General features: G+C 74.7%; 15 protein-coding genes. 4 read left to right on the top strand and 11 right to left on the bottom strand.

Annotated features, from left to right (window positions below; translation table 11 throughout):
• Nucleotides 1-94: 94 nt before the first annotated feature.
• A complete protein-coding gene (locus ABT014_RS24605) occupies nucleotides 95-1,024 on the top strand; it encodes an NAD-dependent epimerase/dehydratase family protein (RefSeq protein ID WP_350641265.1) in 930 nt (309 codons plus the stop codon).
• Nucleotides 1,025-1,065: 41 nt separating this feature from the next.
• On the opposite strand, the gene ABT014_RS24600 is transcribed toward ABT014_RS24605, so the two are convergent.
• The 6 genes from ABT014_RS24600 to ABT014_RS24575 form a co-directional block, all read right to left on the bottom strand.
• On the bottom strand, nucleotides 1,066-1,560 hold the full coding sequence (locus ABT014_RS24600; RefSeq protein WP_350641264.1) for an NUDIX hydrolase: 495 nt from the start codon (nucleotides 1,558-1,560) through the stop codon (nucleotides 1,066-1,068).
• Between the two features lie 34 nt (nucleotides 1,561-1,594).
• Nucleotides 1,595-2,209 carry a NeuD/PglB/VioB family sugar acetyltransferase gene (locus tag ABT014_RS24595; protein WP_350641262.1) on the bottom strand — a complete coding sequence of 205 codons (615 nt, stop codon included), beginning with the start codon at nucleotides 2,207-2,209 and terminating at the stop codon, nucleotides 1,595-1,597.
• An 85-nt stretch (nucleotides 2,210-2,294) separates the two neighbouring features.
• On the bottom strand, nucleotides 2,295-2,963 hold the full coding sequence (locus tag ABT014_RS24590) for a sugar transferase (protein WP_350641260.1): 669 nt from the start codon (nucleotides 2,961-2,963) through the stop codon (nucleotides 2,295-2,297).
• Between the two features lie 55 nt (nucleotides 2,964-3,018).
• Complete coding sequence (locus tag ABT014_RS24585; RefSeq protein WP_350641259.1) at nucleotides 3,019-4,188, bottom strand: glycosyltransferase family 4 protein; 1,170 nt, start codon at nucleotides 4,186-4,188, stop codon at nucleotides 3,019-3,021.
• Entirely contained in the window at nucleotides 4,181-5,014 is an 834-nt protein-coding gene (locus ABT014_RS24580; RefSeq protein ID WP_350641257.1) for a polysaccharide deacetylase family protein, read from the bottom strand. The genes ABT014_RS24585 and ABT014_RS24580 overlap by 8 nt, the downstream gene beginning before the upstream one ends.
• A 210-nt stretch (nucleotides 5,015-5,224) precedes the next feature.
• Entirely contained in the window at nucleotides 5,225-5,482 is a 258-nt protein-coding gene (locus ABT014_RS24575) for a hypothetical protein (RefSeq protein ID WP_350641255.1), read from the bottom strand.
• Between the two features lie 297 nt (nucleotides 5,483-5,779).
• Between ABT014_RS24575 and ABT014_RS24570 the strand changes: the two genes are divergently transcribed.
• Nucleotides 5,780-6,796 carry a polysaccharide deacetylase family protein gene (locus ABT014_RS24570; protein WP_350641253.1) on the top strand — a complete coding sequence of 339 codons (1,017 nt, stop codon included), beginning with the start codon at nucleotides 5,780-5,782 and terminating at the stop codon, nucleotides 6,794-6,796.
• 149 nt (nucleotides 6,797-6,945) lie between these two features.
• Here the strand turns inward: ABT014_RS24570 and ABT014_RS24565 are convergent, their stop codons facing one another.
• Entirely contained in the window at nucleotides 6,946-7,725 is a 780-nt protein-coding gene (locus ABT014_RS24565) for a glutamate racemase (RefSeq protein ID WP_350641252.1), read from the bottom strand.
• A 56-nt stretch (nucleotides 7,726-7,781) separates the two neighbouring features.
• On the opposite strand from ABT014_RS24565, the gene ABT014_RS24560 reads away from it, so the two are divergent.
• Together ABT014_RS24560 and ABT014_RS24555 are read left to right on the top strand one after the other, a co-directional pair.
• A complete protein-coding gene (locus ABT014_RS24560) occupies nucleotides 7,782-8,936 on the top strand; it encodes a glycosyltransferase (protein WP_350641251.1) in 1,155 nt (384 codons plus the stop codon).
• A 55-nt stretch (nucleotides 8,937-8,991) separates the two neighbouring features.
• The gene (locus ABT014_RS24555; protein ID WP_350641249.1) at nucleotides 8,992-9,738 is read left to right on the top strand and encodes an SAM-dependent methyltransferase; all 747 of its coding nucleotides are present in this window, start codon (nucleotides 8,992-8,994) and stop codon (nucleotides 9,736-9,738) included.
• A 105-nt stretch (nucleotides 9,739-9,843) separates the two neighbouring features.
• On the opposite strand, the gene ABT014_RS24550 is transcribed toward ABT014_RS24555, so the two are convergent.
• The 4 genes from ABT014_RS24550 to ABT014_RS24535 form a co-directional block, all read right to left on the bottom strand.
• The gene (locus ABT014_RS24550; RefSeq protein ID WP_350641247.1) at nucleotides 9,844-11,043 is read right to left on the bottom strand and encodes a glycosyltransferase family 4 protein; all 1,200 of its coding nucleotides are present in this window, start codon (nucleotides 11,041-11,043) and stop codon (nucleotides 9,844-9,846) included.
• A gap of 2 nt (nucleotides 11,044-11,045) precedes the next feature.
• Entirely contained in the window at nucleotides 11,046-12,239 is a 1,194-nt protein-coding gene (locus ABT014_RS24545) for an ABC transporter ATP-binding protein (RefSeq protein ID WP_350641244.1), read from the bottom strand.
• A complete protein-coding gene (locus ABT014_RS24540; protein ID WP_350641242.1) occupies nucleotides 12,229-13,128 on the bottom strand; it encodes an ABC transporter permease in 900 nt (299 codons plus the stop codon). Before ABT014_RS24540 ends, ABT014_RS24545 begins: the two co-directional genes overlap by 11 nt.
• A 128-nt stretch (nucleotides 13,129-13,256) precedes the next feature.
• A complete protein-coding gene (locus tag ABT014_RS24535) occupies nucleotides 13,257-13,904 on the bottom strand; it encodes a thiol:disulfide interchange protein DsbA/DsbL (protein WP_350641240.1) in 648 nt (215 codons plus the stop codon).
• Nucleotides 13,905-13,964: the final 60 nt, after the last annotated feature.

Raw genomic sequence — 13,964 nt, 5'->3', positions numbered from 1 at the left:
AGCGATCGGCCACGGGAGCGGCGGTGCGCCGATAACATCGGCCCAGTGCACGGGGCGGGGAGGCCCCGGCTCGAACTTGGGGGGAGTCCCAGCCATGCGTGTGGTCGTGACCGGCGGGGCAGGATTCATCGGCGCCAACCTCGCCCGGGCCCTGCTGGCCCGGCCGGAGGTGGCCGAGGTCCGGGTGGTCGACAACTTCGTCACCGGCCGCAAGGCCAATCTGGAGGGGGTCGACGTGACCCTCTTCGAAGGCACCATCCTGGACCGCGAGCTGCTCGACACCGCCTTCACCGGCGCCGACGCCGTGGTCCACCTGGCCGCCCTGCCCTCCGTCCCGCGCTCGGTGGCCGACCCGCTGGCCAGCCACCACGCCAACGCCACCGGCACCCTGGAGGTGCTGGAGGCGGCCCGCCGGGCCGGCGGCCTGTACGTGGCGGCGGCCTCCTCGTCCTCGGTGTACGGGGCCAACCGGGAGCTGCCCAAGCGCGAGACCATGCGCACCGCCCCGATGAGCCCCTACGCGGTGAGCAAGCTGGCCACCGAGGCGTACCTGGCGGCCTATCACCACTGCTACGGGCTGGGCGTGCTGCCGCTGCGCTTCTTCAACGTCTTCGGGCCGCTGCAGCCGGCCGGGCACGCGTACGCCGCCGTGGTGCCCGCGTTCCTGGACGCCGCGCTGGCCGGCCGGCCGCTGACGGTGCACGGCGACGGCGGCCAGAGCCGGGACTTCACCTACGTCGGGACGGTCACCCAGGTGATCACCGAGGCGGTGCTGCGCCGGGTGGTCCACCCGGACCCGGTCAACCTGGCCTTCGGCACCCGGACCAGCCTGCTGGAGCTGATCGCCGAGCTGGGCTCGGTGCTGGGCACCGAGCCGGTCGCCGAGCACGTCGACCCCCGGCCCGGTGACGTCCGGGACTCGCAGGCGGACAACTCCCGGCTGCGCGAGCTGTTCCCCGAGGTGGTGCCGGTGCCGCTGCGGGAGGGCCTGGAGCGCACCGCGGAGTGGTTCCGCACGCTCTGAGCGCAGCCGCCGCGCACCGCCGGTGCCGGCGCGCCCGGGCGTCAGGACCGGCCGGGTGCGTGGCCGGCGAAGTCGAACACGGTCTCGCCCTTGCCCTCGAGGGCGAGACCGATCCGCCGGCGGGTGTAGTCGTCCAGCTCGGGCAGCGCGTCCTGGGCGTACCAGGCGACCGCCAGCGACTCGTCGTCGTTCACCCGGGCGTCGCCGGAGACGTACCGGCAGCGGAAGGTCAGGTCCAGGTACTGGCACCGGTCGCCGTTCGGGTAGTCGATCACCGGCGAGACCGACACCATGGTCAGCGACTCCGGCTCGACCAGCACCCCGGTCTCCTCCAGGCACTCGCGCACCACGCCGTCGGCGGGCTGCTCGCCCGGGTCGAGGATGCCGCCGACCAGGGCCCAACGGCCGTCGTCGGCCCGGCGGCCGAGCAGCACCCGACCGGACTCGTCCAGCACGACGGCGGCGACCCCGGGGAGCCACAGCGGGCGGTGCCCGACCAGGGTGCGGAGTTCGGCGAGAAACGCGGGAATGGCCATGGGCACCGACCCTATCGCCGAAGGCCCCCGCGCCTCAGCCGCGCCCCGCCATCGGCCGGGCCGGCGAGCCCACCACCACCGCGCCGGGCGGCACGTCCCGGGTGACCACGGCCGCCGCGCCCACGAAGGCGCCCCGGCCGATCTTCCGCCCCTGGAGCACCACCGCGTTGCTGCCCACGGTGGTGTCGTCCTCCAGCAGGACGGAGCCGGAGACGTTGCCGCCCGGATAGACCGTCACCCGCTCGCCGAGCAGGCTGTCGTGGCCGACCGTGGCGTTGTAGTGCACCTGGCTGTGCGCGCCCAGCCGGACGCTGCTGGACACGTACGCGCCGCCCATCACCAGGCAGCCGGGGCCGAGTTCGGTCTCCGGGGCGATCAGCGCCCGGGGGTGGACCAGGGTGGCCGGCCGGCCACCGAGCCCGTCCAGCAGTGCGGCCAGCCGGCGCCGCACGCCCGGGTCGGCGATCCCGATCAGGTACCGGGCGCCGGACGGCAGATCGGCCGGCGCCAGCACCGGCAGTCCGCGCACCGGCACGCCCGGCGCCCGGTCGTCCAGGAAGCCCGCCACCGCCACCCCGGCGGCCAGCGCGGTGTCCAGCGCCTCCCGGCCGACCCCGCCGGCTCCGGCGATCCACAACTGCTCGGTCAACGCTGCCTCCTGGCGCGGGGACGGAAAACCGGCCGGGGCCCGCTGCTGCGGACCCCGGCCGGGACGGGACGTGGGACCCAGGTTCTCAGGAGGCTTCCTCGACCGCCCGGACGGGCAGGCCGGTGAGCCGCGGACCGGTCGCCTGGCGCGGCAGCACGACCCGCTGGACGGAAGCCTCGGCGGGGACCGGGAAGCCCGGGTTGACCCCGCCGGCGGCGGTGATCCCCTGCGGGCGCAGCAGCTGCTGGGCGGTGCGGGCCAGGATCTTGAGGTCCAGCCCCGCCGAACGGTGCTCGATGTACCAGAGGTCGAGCTCGATCCGCTCCGGCCAGCTGATCGAGTTGCGGCCGCAGACCTGGGCCCAGCCGGTGAGGCCGGGCCGGACGGCGAGCCGGCCGCGCTGACGGGTCGAGTAGTGGACCACCTGCTCGGGCAGCGTCGGCCGGGGGCCGATGATGCCCATGTCGCCGCGGGCCACGTTCCACAGCTGCGGCAGCTCGTCCAGGCTGGTCCTGCGGAGCAGGGCGCCGAGCCGGGTGATCCTGGGGGCGTCCTCCTCCTCGGCGAAGCGCCTGTCCCGCATGGTGCGGAACTTGAGGATCTGGAACTCCCTCCCGTCCCGGCCGGTACGGGTCTGACGGAAGATCACCGGTCCGCCCATGGTGCAGCGGATCAGCAGTGCGATCACCAAACCGAGCGGGACCGCGACGGCCCCGGCCAGCGAGGCCACGGCGAGGTCCCCCGCTCGCCGCATTCCTCCCCCAACGGGCATGACTCCCCCAACGTTTGTGGTGCGACGGGTGTGCGGCTCAGCCGACCGACCAGGGCAGACGGCGCGCCCTGGCCACGGCCGCGTAGGTCTCCAGGGAGACCCGGGCGACCGCCCGCTGGTCGAACTGGTCCAGGGCGCGGCGACGGGCCGCCGCGCCCAGCTGCTCACGCAGGGCGGGCTCGGTGAGGAGCCGGTCCAGCGCTGTGGTGAGGGCCCCGGCGTCGCCGGGTGGTGCGAGCAGCAGGTGCTCGCCGTCGGTGCCGATCTCCCGGCAGCCGCGGATGTCGCTGAGCACCATCGGCAGACCGCTGGCGGCGGCCTCCATGGCGGAGCGGGAGAACCCCTCCCGGTAGGAGGGGAGTACGAAGACGTCCAGCGCGGCGTACAGCTCCGGCATGTCGCCGCGGCTGCCGAGGAACTCGATGCCGCTCTCCGCGCCGAGCGCGTCGGGCTTGTCCGGGTCCTCGGGGCCGATCCAGACGAACCTGGCCTTGCCGGCCAGCGCCCGGGCGGCCCCGGCGTACTCCCGGATGCCCTTCTCGGCGACCCGGCGGCCGACCCCGCCGACCAGCAACTCGGACTCGTCGACGCCGAGTTCGGCCCGGATCCGGGCCCGGTCGGCCGGGTCCGCGGTGAACCGGGAGAGGTCCACCCCGTTGCCCACCACCCGCGAGCGCCCGGCGGGGACGGCCCGCGCCAGGGTGGCCCGGTCCTCGCCGTTCTGGTACAGCTCGGCGTGCGAGAAACGGGCCGCGAAGGCCTCCGCGCCGAGCACGAACGCCCGCTTGGCCAGCGGGTCGTGGGCCTGCGCCCAGAGCCCGTGGCAGGTGTTGACCACCACCGGCACCCGGGCCGCGCGGCCGAGCACCCGGCCGAGCACGCCGGTCTTGGGGTTGTGGGTGTGCAGCACGTCCGGTCGGATCCGGCGCAGCACCGCGAGCAGCTCCCGGCCGGCCGCGGCGTCCGCCTTCGGCTCCCAGGCCCGGGTGAGCGCGTGCAGCGGCTCGTGCCGGACGCCGATCGCCTCCAGCTGCGGCACGTACGGGCCGGGCGCGCTGATGCCGTAGGTCTCGAAGCCGGCCTCCAGGTCCACCTTGAGCTCGGTGGCCAGCAGCAACTGCAGGCTCATGTCGACGGTGGTCAGGTGGGCGACCCGCAGCGGACGGCCGCCGGGGCCGCGCAGCCGGGGGGCGAGCTGCTCAGGCACGGGCGCCCACCGCCTTCGCGGTGGCGACGATCCGGGCGTAGGCGCGCTCGGGGATCAGCCGGCCGTACAGCTTGGCGCGGAAGAAGTCGATCGGGTCGGTGCGGCGGACCGGCACCCGGCAGAACCGGACCGGGTCGAACTCCGGCAGGTTGCGGCCGACCCGGCCGGTGGCGGAGGTGCGGAAGCGGGCCCGCAGCGCGGCGTCCATGTGCGGGACGTCGACGCCCCAGGTGTACGCGAAGTGCCGCGGCCGGGTGCCGAGGTGCTCCTCGACGTCGTCGTTGCAGCCGTCCAGCTCGGCCGTGGTGAGCAGCTCGGGGCGGGCGTGGGTGCGGGTGTGGTTGGCGACCGTGCAGAGCCCGGAGTCGGCCATCTCCCTGAGCTGCTCCCAGCTGAGGCCGCGGCCGGTGCTGCCCTTGGCGGTGGAACCCTCCCAGCGCATCTCGCCGCCGACCTGGCCGCTGGCCAGGTAGATGGTGAACGGCAGCGAGCGCTCGCGCAGCAGCGGCCACGCGTTCTCGTACACGTCGGCGAAGCCGTCGTCGAAGGTGAGCACCGTGCCGGGGGTGCGGCGGCCGCAGGCCAGCCGGTCGGCGGCCTCGTCGAGCGAGACCACCCGGCCCGGCGGCAGGTCGGCCAGCAGGTCGACCTGGGCCGTGAAGTCCGCGGTGGTGACGTCGAGTTCGTCGGTGGTGCCGCCGCCGATCCGGTGGTAGATGAGGACCGTGGCGCCCTCTCCGGGGACGCGGCCGGCGGCCCGGGCGAGCTGCTGCTTGACCTGCGCCCTGATGCCTGAGGCTGCCGCGGGCGCCGCGGTGGTGCTCATCGTTCCCCCCTCTGCGGCGCCCTCCCCGGCGCCGGCAAGCGGACTCCTGACCGGTCGCAGCAGTCGGCTGCCACCGGCGGGACCCACAGTAGGGGGAAATATGGGGCTGCTGCCCGGGAAATGTGAAAGAAGGGGGTAGGTGGGCCGAAAATCAGCCGGTCCGACCGGTGATGTCCAGATCCTGGACGTTTGTGACCGGCGGGAGAGCGCCTACAGTGCCGCGCCGCGCCCCGGGCGGAACCGGGTGAGCGCCACCCGGCCGAGCATCAGCAGGCCCGCCGCCAGGCAGCCGACGACCGCCATCAGCCAGGCCGGCCCCTCGCTGTCCGGCACCACGACGGCCACCAGGATGCCGAACGCGACGCAGGCGGCACCCAGCAGGACCAGCAGCACCTGGTGGTGCCGGTGGGCCCGGTGCGTCCGGTGTGTCCGCTGGGTGACGCTGCGGTGACTTCCGGTGTCTGCCATACCTCCACGGTAACCCCGGCCGGGGTGGTCGGCACAGCGATCCGGGTGCGCCCTCCCGTGCGCCCCGCCGCGGTCGAACGCGCCCCCGCGAAAAGTCGCCGCCGACCGTACAACCATCCCGGCCCGTCGGTGGTCTCCACTACATTGAGCGATCCAGGAGCCGTCCGTGGCACGGGTTGGGAGTCCCCAGCCGCGGACCGGATCACCCGGGGGCGGCGCCGCCGCGCCCGGGGTCGGAGGCCGGGCTCCGCCTTCCGACGGTACCGCCACGCCGCACCGGCGACCGAGGGGGGAACCGTGCCGCACTCCGAGACCACGACCATCACCACCCCACCACCGCCCACCACCGCTCCTGCCGGTACCGGTGGTGCAGGTGGTGCTTCTGCTGCTGTTCGGACCGCTCCGGCCGACCACCGGGGCAGCTGGCTGCGGTTCTCACCGGCCCAGCCGCTGTTCCGGGCCCGGGCCGCGCAGCGGCTCGCCGTGCTCGCCTACCACGGCATCACCGAACCCCGCTCCTTCGGCGCCCAGCTGGACCGGCTCCGCCGGCTGGCCACCCCGGTCTCGCTCACCGCGGTCGAGCAGGCGGTGGCCCAGGGCCGCCCGCTGCCCCCGCGCTCCGTACTGATCACCTTCGACGACACCGACCGCACCGTCCTCACCCACGCGCTGCCGGTGCTCGCCGCCCGGCGGATCCCCGCCGCCGCCTTCGTGATCGCCGAGCTGATCGGCACCGACCAGCCGTTCTGGTGGCACGAGGCGGCCTTCCTCGCCCGGCACGGCGGACGGTCCCGGTTGGTGCCCACCGGCCGCCCCGCCGAACTGCTGGCCCGGCTCAAGGCCCTGCCCGACCCGGACCGCCGCCGCAGCCTGCACGAACTGCGGGTCAGCGCCCACCGCAGACCGCCCCGGCAGGAACAGCTCACCCCCGAGGACCTGCGGGCCCTGCGGGACGGCGGGGTCTCGATCGGCAACCACACCCTCGGCCACCCCTCGCTCGGCCGCTGCGACGACGCCACCGTGCACTCGGAGATCGCCGGGGCGCACCTGGCGCTCGACAAGTGGCTGGGCGAGCCGCCGACGGCGTTCGCCTATCCGGACGGGGGGTACGATCCGCGGGCGGATGCGGTGCTGCGGCAGCTGGGGTACCGGCTGGGGTTCCTCTCCGACCACCGGCTCGGGCCGCGCCTGCCGGCCCACCCCCTGCGGATCAGCCGCCTCCAGGTCGACTCGACCACCAGCACCCGCCGCTTCGACACCATCCTCTCCGGGCTGGAGCCCGCCCTCCAGCGCTGGCGGGGGGCGACGGCGTAACGCTCTACCCTCCGGGGGGCGCAACCGTGCTCGCGGCACCCCCCCCGGGGTGCGGGGAACGGCACGCAGCGGGAGGTTGCGGTGCTGCCACTTCCGGTCCGCGCAGTTCCCCGCGCCCCTGGGGGTGCTGCTTCCGGAGTCGGGTCAGGTCAGGGGGTGGGGACCGGGGTGGTGATGAGGCGGCCCTCGGGGTAGTGGGTGGCCGGGGTGGGGAGGGGTTCGGGGCGGCCGCTGCGGAGGACGGTGAGGTGGGCGGTGCCGCGGGTGGGGGTGCGGTCGGCGATGCGGCGCAGGGTCTGCGCGGCCACCGCGTCCGCGGAGCCGTACATGGTGAGGCCGGGGGCGGCGGTGGGGGCGACCGCGGTGCGGATGGCGTCCTCGACCAGTTCGTAGTGGGTGCAGCCGAGGACGATCGCCGCGGTGCCGGCCGGCGTGCGGGCAGCCGCGTCGGCGACCGCGGCCGCGATCGCGGCCTCGTCGCCGTACTCGACCGCGTCGGCCAGCCCCGGGCAGGCCACCTCGGTGATCCTGGCCGTGCCGCCGAACTCCGCGATCAGGCCGCGCTGGTAGGGGCTGCCGGTGGTGGCCGGGGTGGCCCAGATGGCGACCGGGCCGCCGGCCGCCGCCGCGGGCTTGATCGCCGGGACGGTGCCGATCACCGGCAGGCCGGGCTCGAGTTCCGCGCGCAGCAGCTCCAGCCCGTGCACGGAGGCGGTGTTGCAGGCGACCACCAGGGCGTCCGGTCGGTGCTCGGCGGCGGCCCGGGCGCAGGCCAGCGCGTGCTCGGCGATGTCCGCCGGGGTGCGCGGCCCCCAGGGCATGCCGTCGGGGTCGTTGGAGAGCACCAGGTCGGCGTCGGGCCGCAGCCGGCGCAGGGCCGCCGCGGCCGGGAGCAGTCCTAGTCCGGAGTCCACCAGTGCGATCTTCACGAGGCACGACTCTACTTGACCGGGCCCGGCGCCCCCGGGTGCGGCAGACTGCCGGGGTGACGGTGCTGCGGTGGGTCCCGGTGGTGTCCCTGCTGGCGTGGGTGTGGCTGGTCTGCTGCCACGGTTTCTTCTGGCGCACGGACCAGCGGCTGCCCTCCCGCCGCCCGCCGGCGCGGTGGCCCGCGGTGGCGGTGGTGGTCCCGGCCCGGGACGAGGCGGGGGTGCTGCCGCTGAGCCTGCCGGGCCTGCTGGCGCAGCGGTACCCGGGCGAGGCGCGGGTGGTGCTGGTCGACGACCACAGTACGGACGGCACCGGCGCGCTGGCCCGCGAGCTCGGCGCGGCCGGCGGGCTGCCGCTGACGGTGGCCGTGCCGCCCCCGCTGCCGGACGGCTGGACGGGCAAGCTCTGGGCGCTGCGGCACGGGGTCGCCCTGGCCGGCCCGGTGGAGTACCTGCTGCTCACCGATGCCGACATCGCGCACGGGCCGGATTCGCTGGCGGAGCTGGTGGCCGCGGCCGAGCAGCACGGCCTGGACCTGGTCTCGCAGATGGCCCGCTTGCGGGTGGCGACAGGCTGGGAGCGGCTGATCGTGCCGGCGTTCGTGTACTTCTTCGCCCAGCTGTACCCGTTCCGGTGGAGCAACCGCCCGGGCGCCCGGACGGCGGCCGCGGCGGGGGGCTGCTCGCTGGTGCGGCGCGAGGCGCTGGAGCGGGCCGGCGGGGTGGCGGCGATCCGGGGTGCGGTGATCGACGACGTGTCGCTGGCCCGGGCGGTGAAGCGGTCGGGGGGCCGGACCTGGCTGGGGCTGGCCGAGCAGGTGGACAGCGTGCGCCCGTACCCGGGGCTGGCGCCGCTGTGGCGGATGGTGTCGCGCAGCGCGTACGCGCAGTTGCGGCACTCGCCGGTGCTGCTGCTCGGGACGGTGGCCGGGCTGGCGCTGGTGTACCTGGTGCCGCCGGTGGCGGCGGTGGGCGGGGCGGTCGCCGGGTGGCCGGGGGTGGCGGCGGCGGGTGCGCTGGCCTGGGCGCTGATGGCGGGGACGTTCGTGCCGATGCTGCGGTACTACCGGCTGCCGGTGGCGGGTGCGGTGCTGCTGCCGTTCACCGCGCTGCTGTACCTGCTGATGACGGTGGACTCGGCGGTCCAGCACTGGCGCGGACGCGGTGCCGCCTGGAAGGGGCGGACCTACTCGCGACCCCAGGAGGGCTGAGGCGCCGGGCCGCAAACAGCGGGCGCCGCGGCGGCGCAGGCGCCATCATGGGCCGATGGAACGCCACCTGATCTCGCGGATCGCGCACCGCCACCACCCCGTCGCCGCACCGCTTTTCGACGGGTCCGTCGAACGGCTGCTGGCGCGGGCGCTGCCCGAACGGGCCGAACGGCTGCTGGACCTCGGCTGCGGGGAGGGTGCCTGGCTGCTGCGGGCGCTCGCCGCGCGGCCCGCGCTGCGGGCGGTCGGGGTGGACCTCGACGCCGAGGGCCTGACCCGGGCCAGGGAGGGCGCCGACCGGCTCGGCCTGACCCGGCGGATCGGCCTGCACCACCAGGACGCCCGGGAGTTCGAGGCGAAGGAGCCGTTCGACGCGGTGCTCTGCATCGGTTCGACCCATGCCTTCGGCGGCCTCGTGCCGACCCTGGGGGCGATCCGCCCGCTGCTCGCCCCCGGCGGGGTGGCGGTGGTCGGCGAGGGCTACTGGCAGGCCGAGCCCGACCGGGCGTCGCTGGAGATCTTCGGCGACGGCTTCGCCGACCTGAGCGGCACGGTGGCCCGGGTGACGGCCGAGGGCTGGACACCGGTGTACGGACACGCCAGCAGCGCGGCGGAGTTGGACGAGTACGAGTTCGCCTGGACCGGTTCGCTCGCCGAGTGGGCGCTGGACCATCCGGAGGATCCGGGCAGCGCGGAGGCGCTGCGGGTGGCGGGCCGGCATCGGGACGAGTGGCTGGACGGCTACCGGGGCGTGTTCGGGTTCGTCACGCTGGTGCTCCGCCGCTCGGCGGCGCACCCGTAGCGGCCCGGACGCCGGCGCGCCGGGCCCCCAGGTTCGAAGGGGCCCGGCGCGGGGCGGTCGGCGTCCGAACAGGTCAGCGTCCGAACTGGTCGGCGTCCGAACAGGTCAGCGCCCGAACAGGCGCAGCGCGGTCGGCTTGGTGTACTCGTAGCGGGCCATCTGTTCGAGGTCGCGCCACCAGCGGGCGCGGCCGGAGCGGGCGCCGAGCACCTCCAGGTAGATCTGCTCGAAGGCGGTGGTCACGCTCTCCAGCGAGAACCGGCCGACCACCCACTCCCGTCCCCAGGCGCCGAGTTCGGCCCGGCGGCGCGGGTCGTCCAGCAGCTGCTGGATCTGCCCGGCCAGCGCCTTCGGGGAGCGGGAGCCGTCGCCGAAGCCGTACATGCAGCGGGAGGCGTGCGGTTCGACCAGCGGGCCCGGCTCGTGGACGGCGGTGTAGCCGGCGGCGCCGTGCACGATGACCGGCTTGGCGAAGGCCAGTCCGCGCAGCGCGGAGCCGCCCATGCCGAGCACCAGGTCGGCGCCCTGGTAGGCCGGCCGCGGGTCGGCCAGCTGGCCGGGGACCAGGACGGCCTCCCGCCCGAGCTCCCGGTTGACCGAGGCCGCCTGGGCGCGGAGCCGGTCCAGGCTGGGGCCGGTGCCGACGACGGCCAGCCGGATCCTCGGGTCGTCCAGCAGCCGGACCGCCTCCAAGGTCAGCGCGGCGCCGGCGTCCTTCTCCAGGTCCGGCACCAGCCGGGTGACGATGGCGAGCAGCAACTCGTCGTCGGCGACACCGTGCCGGTGGCGGAAGGCGGCGCCGTCCACCACGCCCGGCGCGTCGGTGCCGGTGTTGACCGGCGGCTCGATCAGCCGGACGTCGTGGTGCCCGAAGGCCCGGCCGTCGCCCATCAGCGCGCCGAGCCCGAGCACCAGCGGCTGGTGCCTGGGCAGGCCGCGCAGCATCCGGATGCCGTAGAAGGTGGTGACCACCGGGATCCGGCCGAGCCGGCCCGGCCCGAAGAAGGAGTTGCGGGCGGCCCGCACCTCCCAGGCGTGCAGCACTTCGGTGCCGTGCTCGGCGGCGAGCCTGCCGAGCCGGCGGCGCACCTCGCGGTGCGGGGTGTCCGGGTCGCCGGCCACCACGACCTCCAACCCGTGCCCCGCGGCCACGTCGACCAGCGGCGCCGGCCCGGCCACGCCCTGCGCGAACAGCACCGGGTCGTGGCCTCGAGCGCGCAGCGTCCGGGCGATGTCCACCGCGTTGAGCTGGGCACCGCCCAGCGCCAGGTTGTTCAGGTGCACCAACACCCGGACTGCTCTCACCCTCATTCCTCCCACTGGTGCGGGACGAACACCGGCGCGGCCAGCACCACGGCACGCGGCGGGGTGTCGAGCATCGGGCCGAACACGTCGAACTGGCCGACCGAGTGCCAGCTCATCAGGGTGCCGCCGTCGGTCTTGCCGATGCTGTAGACGCCGGCCCACAGGGTGTACCGGCCGCGCGGCACCGGCAGCCGCGGGATCACGCAGGCGATCTGCCGCTCGTCGCCGGTGAGCCGGACCTCGTGGCTGATCTGGAAGATCGGGCTGGAGGTGCCCTCGCTGACGCCCAGGTGCAGGGTGGCGTCGCCGCGGTAGTCCCCCGCCAGGGTCAGCTCGACGGTCATCTGCTCGTCGGTGGTGAGGTTCTCCCGGCCCTCGCCGCGGATCGCGTGCTTGAGCAGCTGGATCGGCTCGTCGGTGCGGGTGGACGCCTCGGACTGGGCCTCGATCGAGTCCCGGTACCCGGCCAGCGCGTCCTTGATCCCGGCGTCCACCCGGACGGTGCCCTGCTCCAGCCAGATGCCGCGGCGGCAGATCGACTGGACGGCGGGCAGGTCGTGCGAGACGAACACGATGGTGGTGCCCTGTTCGGCGACCTCGCGCATCCGGTCCAGGCAGCGCTGCTGGAAGACCGCGTCGCCGACCGCGAGCACCTCGTCGACCAGCAGCACGTGCGGCTCCAGGTACGCGGCGACCGCGAAGCCGAGCCGCATCTGCATGCCCGAGGAGTAGAACTTCACCTGCCGGTCGATCGCGCCGCCGAGCCGGGCGAACTCCACGATGTCGTCGAACCGGCCGGCCACCTCCCGGCGCTTGAGGCCGAGCAGCGCGCCGAACAGGTAGATGTTCTCCCGGCCGGTGAGGTCGGGGTGGATGCCGGCCCGGATCTCGATCAGCGCGCCGATCCGCCCGCGCACGTCGATCACGCCGGCGTACGGGTACATCACCCTGGTCAGCATCTTGAGCAGGGTCGACTTGCCGGAACCGTTGGAGCCGATCAGGCCGACCGACTCGCCGGGCTCGATGTGCAGGTTGATGTCGCGCAGCGCCCAGCGCCAGTCCTCGCCGCGGCCGCCGCGCAGCTTGCGGGCCAGCTGCTCCACCCGGTCGCGCAGCAGCATCCGCTGCTGGTCGGCCTTGAAGCGCTTCCACACCTGCTCGGTGCGGATGGTGCCCAGCTCCCACTCACGCGACATCGGCGATCCCCGTCTCGAGCTTCTTGAACACCAGGTAGCCGCCGACCAGGTAGACCACGGCGCTCGCCGCGGCGATCAGGGTCAGCCGCAGGTCCGGGGCCTGGCCGTAGAGCAGGGCCCGGCGGTACCCCTCGATGACCGCGCCGAGCGGGTTGATCCCGCAGTAGATCTCCTGCAGTTGCAGCGGGATCCGGTCCAGCGGGTAGGCGACCGGGGTGGCGAAGACGCCCATCTGGGTGATGATCGGCAGCAGGTGCCGGACGTCGCGGAGGTAGACCACGGCGACCGCGAGGACCAGCGCCACCCCGTAGGTGAAGGCGAGTTGGACCACCACCAGCGGGAGCACCCACAGGAAGGTGGCGGCCGGGGCCGTCCAGCTCACCAGGAAGAGCAGGCCGAGCACGCCGATGCCGATCAGCATGTCGACGCTCGCCACCAGCATGGTCGCCAGCGGGAAGACCTCGCGCGGGCAGTAGACCTTGTTCAGCAGGCTGAGGTTGTTGGCCAGGCTGACGGCGCCCTGGTTCATGGTGTTGCTGAAGAACTGCCAGACGATCAGGCCCACGTAGGCGAAGAGCGGGTACGGAACGTCACCGGTCTCGATCTTCACCGCACGGTGGAAGACCAGCGTGAAGATGGCGCAGAGCGCCAGCGGGGTGAGCACCGCCCACGCGAAGCCGAGAACCGCCTGCTTGTACCGGGCGCGCAGGTCCCGCTCGGCGAGGGCGCGCACCAACTCCCTTGCCCCCCACAGCTCCTTGGCCACCTGTCCGGGCCGGAGCCGACGTTTGAACACCAGGTCCGGCGGCGGGCCGGCCGCGAGGGCCGCCGCTCTGCTCTCGGTCTGGCTTCCGCGCTCGTCGATGACCTGCGCGCGTTGTCCCCCCACGGACTCCCGCCCTCTCCGGTGCCGATGTGAACGGCCGCGCGAAACGGACGGCGCGGCCTCGATGTCCACAATGGCACAGAGTGTGCACGGCGGTGGGTGGTTCGGTGAAGGTGACCCTGGTCAGACGGTCACGGCTGTTCGATCAGTCGGTCCAGCTCGGCGGGCATCCCTTCGACCCCGCCGGCCCGGACGGGGGTGGTGCGGTCACGGCCGTCCACGATCACGGTGGGCAGTTCGTCCACCGCGTACCGGGCGAACAGGCCGGGGACGGCGGCCACCGCCCGGTCGACCTCGGCGGAGCGGTAGGCGAGCCGGAAGTCGTGCTCGGCCAGCCCCTGCGCGGCGGCCCAGGCCGCGGCGCCGTCCTCGGTGGTCAGATCGGTGTGCTCGGTGTGGACCGCGGTGAACACCCGGCGCTGCAACCGGTCGACCGCGCCGAGGCGCTCCAGGGTGTAGTAGAGCCTGGCGTGCGCCGTCTGCACCTGCTCGTCGGGCCCGCCGGTCCAGATCGCCGGGATCCGCCGCAGCGTCACCTCGCCGGTGTGCCGGGCCGCCCACTGCTCCAGCGGCTCCTCGAGCCGGGCCGAGTGCGAGCAGTCGTACCAGAAGAACTCCACCGCCTCGTGCGGCGCCGAGACCCGCAGCGGCTGGGGCAGGCCGGGGCGGGCGGCGAGCGCGCCCTCGCGCGGGTGGTCGGGCACGGCGGCGGCGGTGGGTGCGCCGAGCAGCCCGGCGGAGACGGCGAGCAGGACGGCGGAGCGGAGCAGCGTGTTCACGCCCGGCAGCCTGCCAGCCGTCCGGCGGGAGGGCTGCTCCGGACACGGACCGATCACCCG

The organism is Kitasatospora sp. NPDC094015 (assembly GCF_040304075.1).
Classification (GTDB): Bacteria; Actinomycetota; Actinomycetes; order Streptomycetales; family Streptomycetaceae; genus Kitasatospora.
Note: the sequence above shows the minus strand (reverse complement) of the source record. Positions and strands in the feature narration are given on the sequence as shown.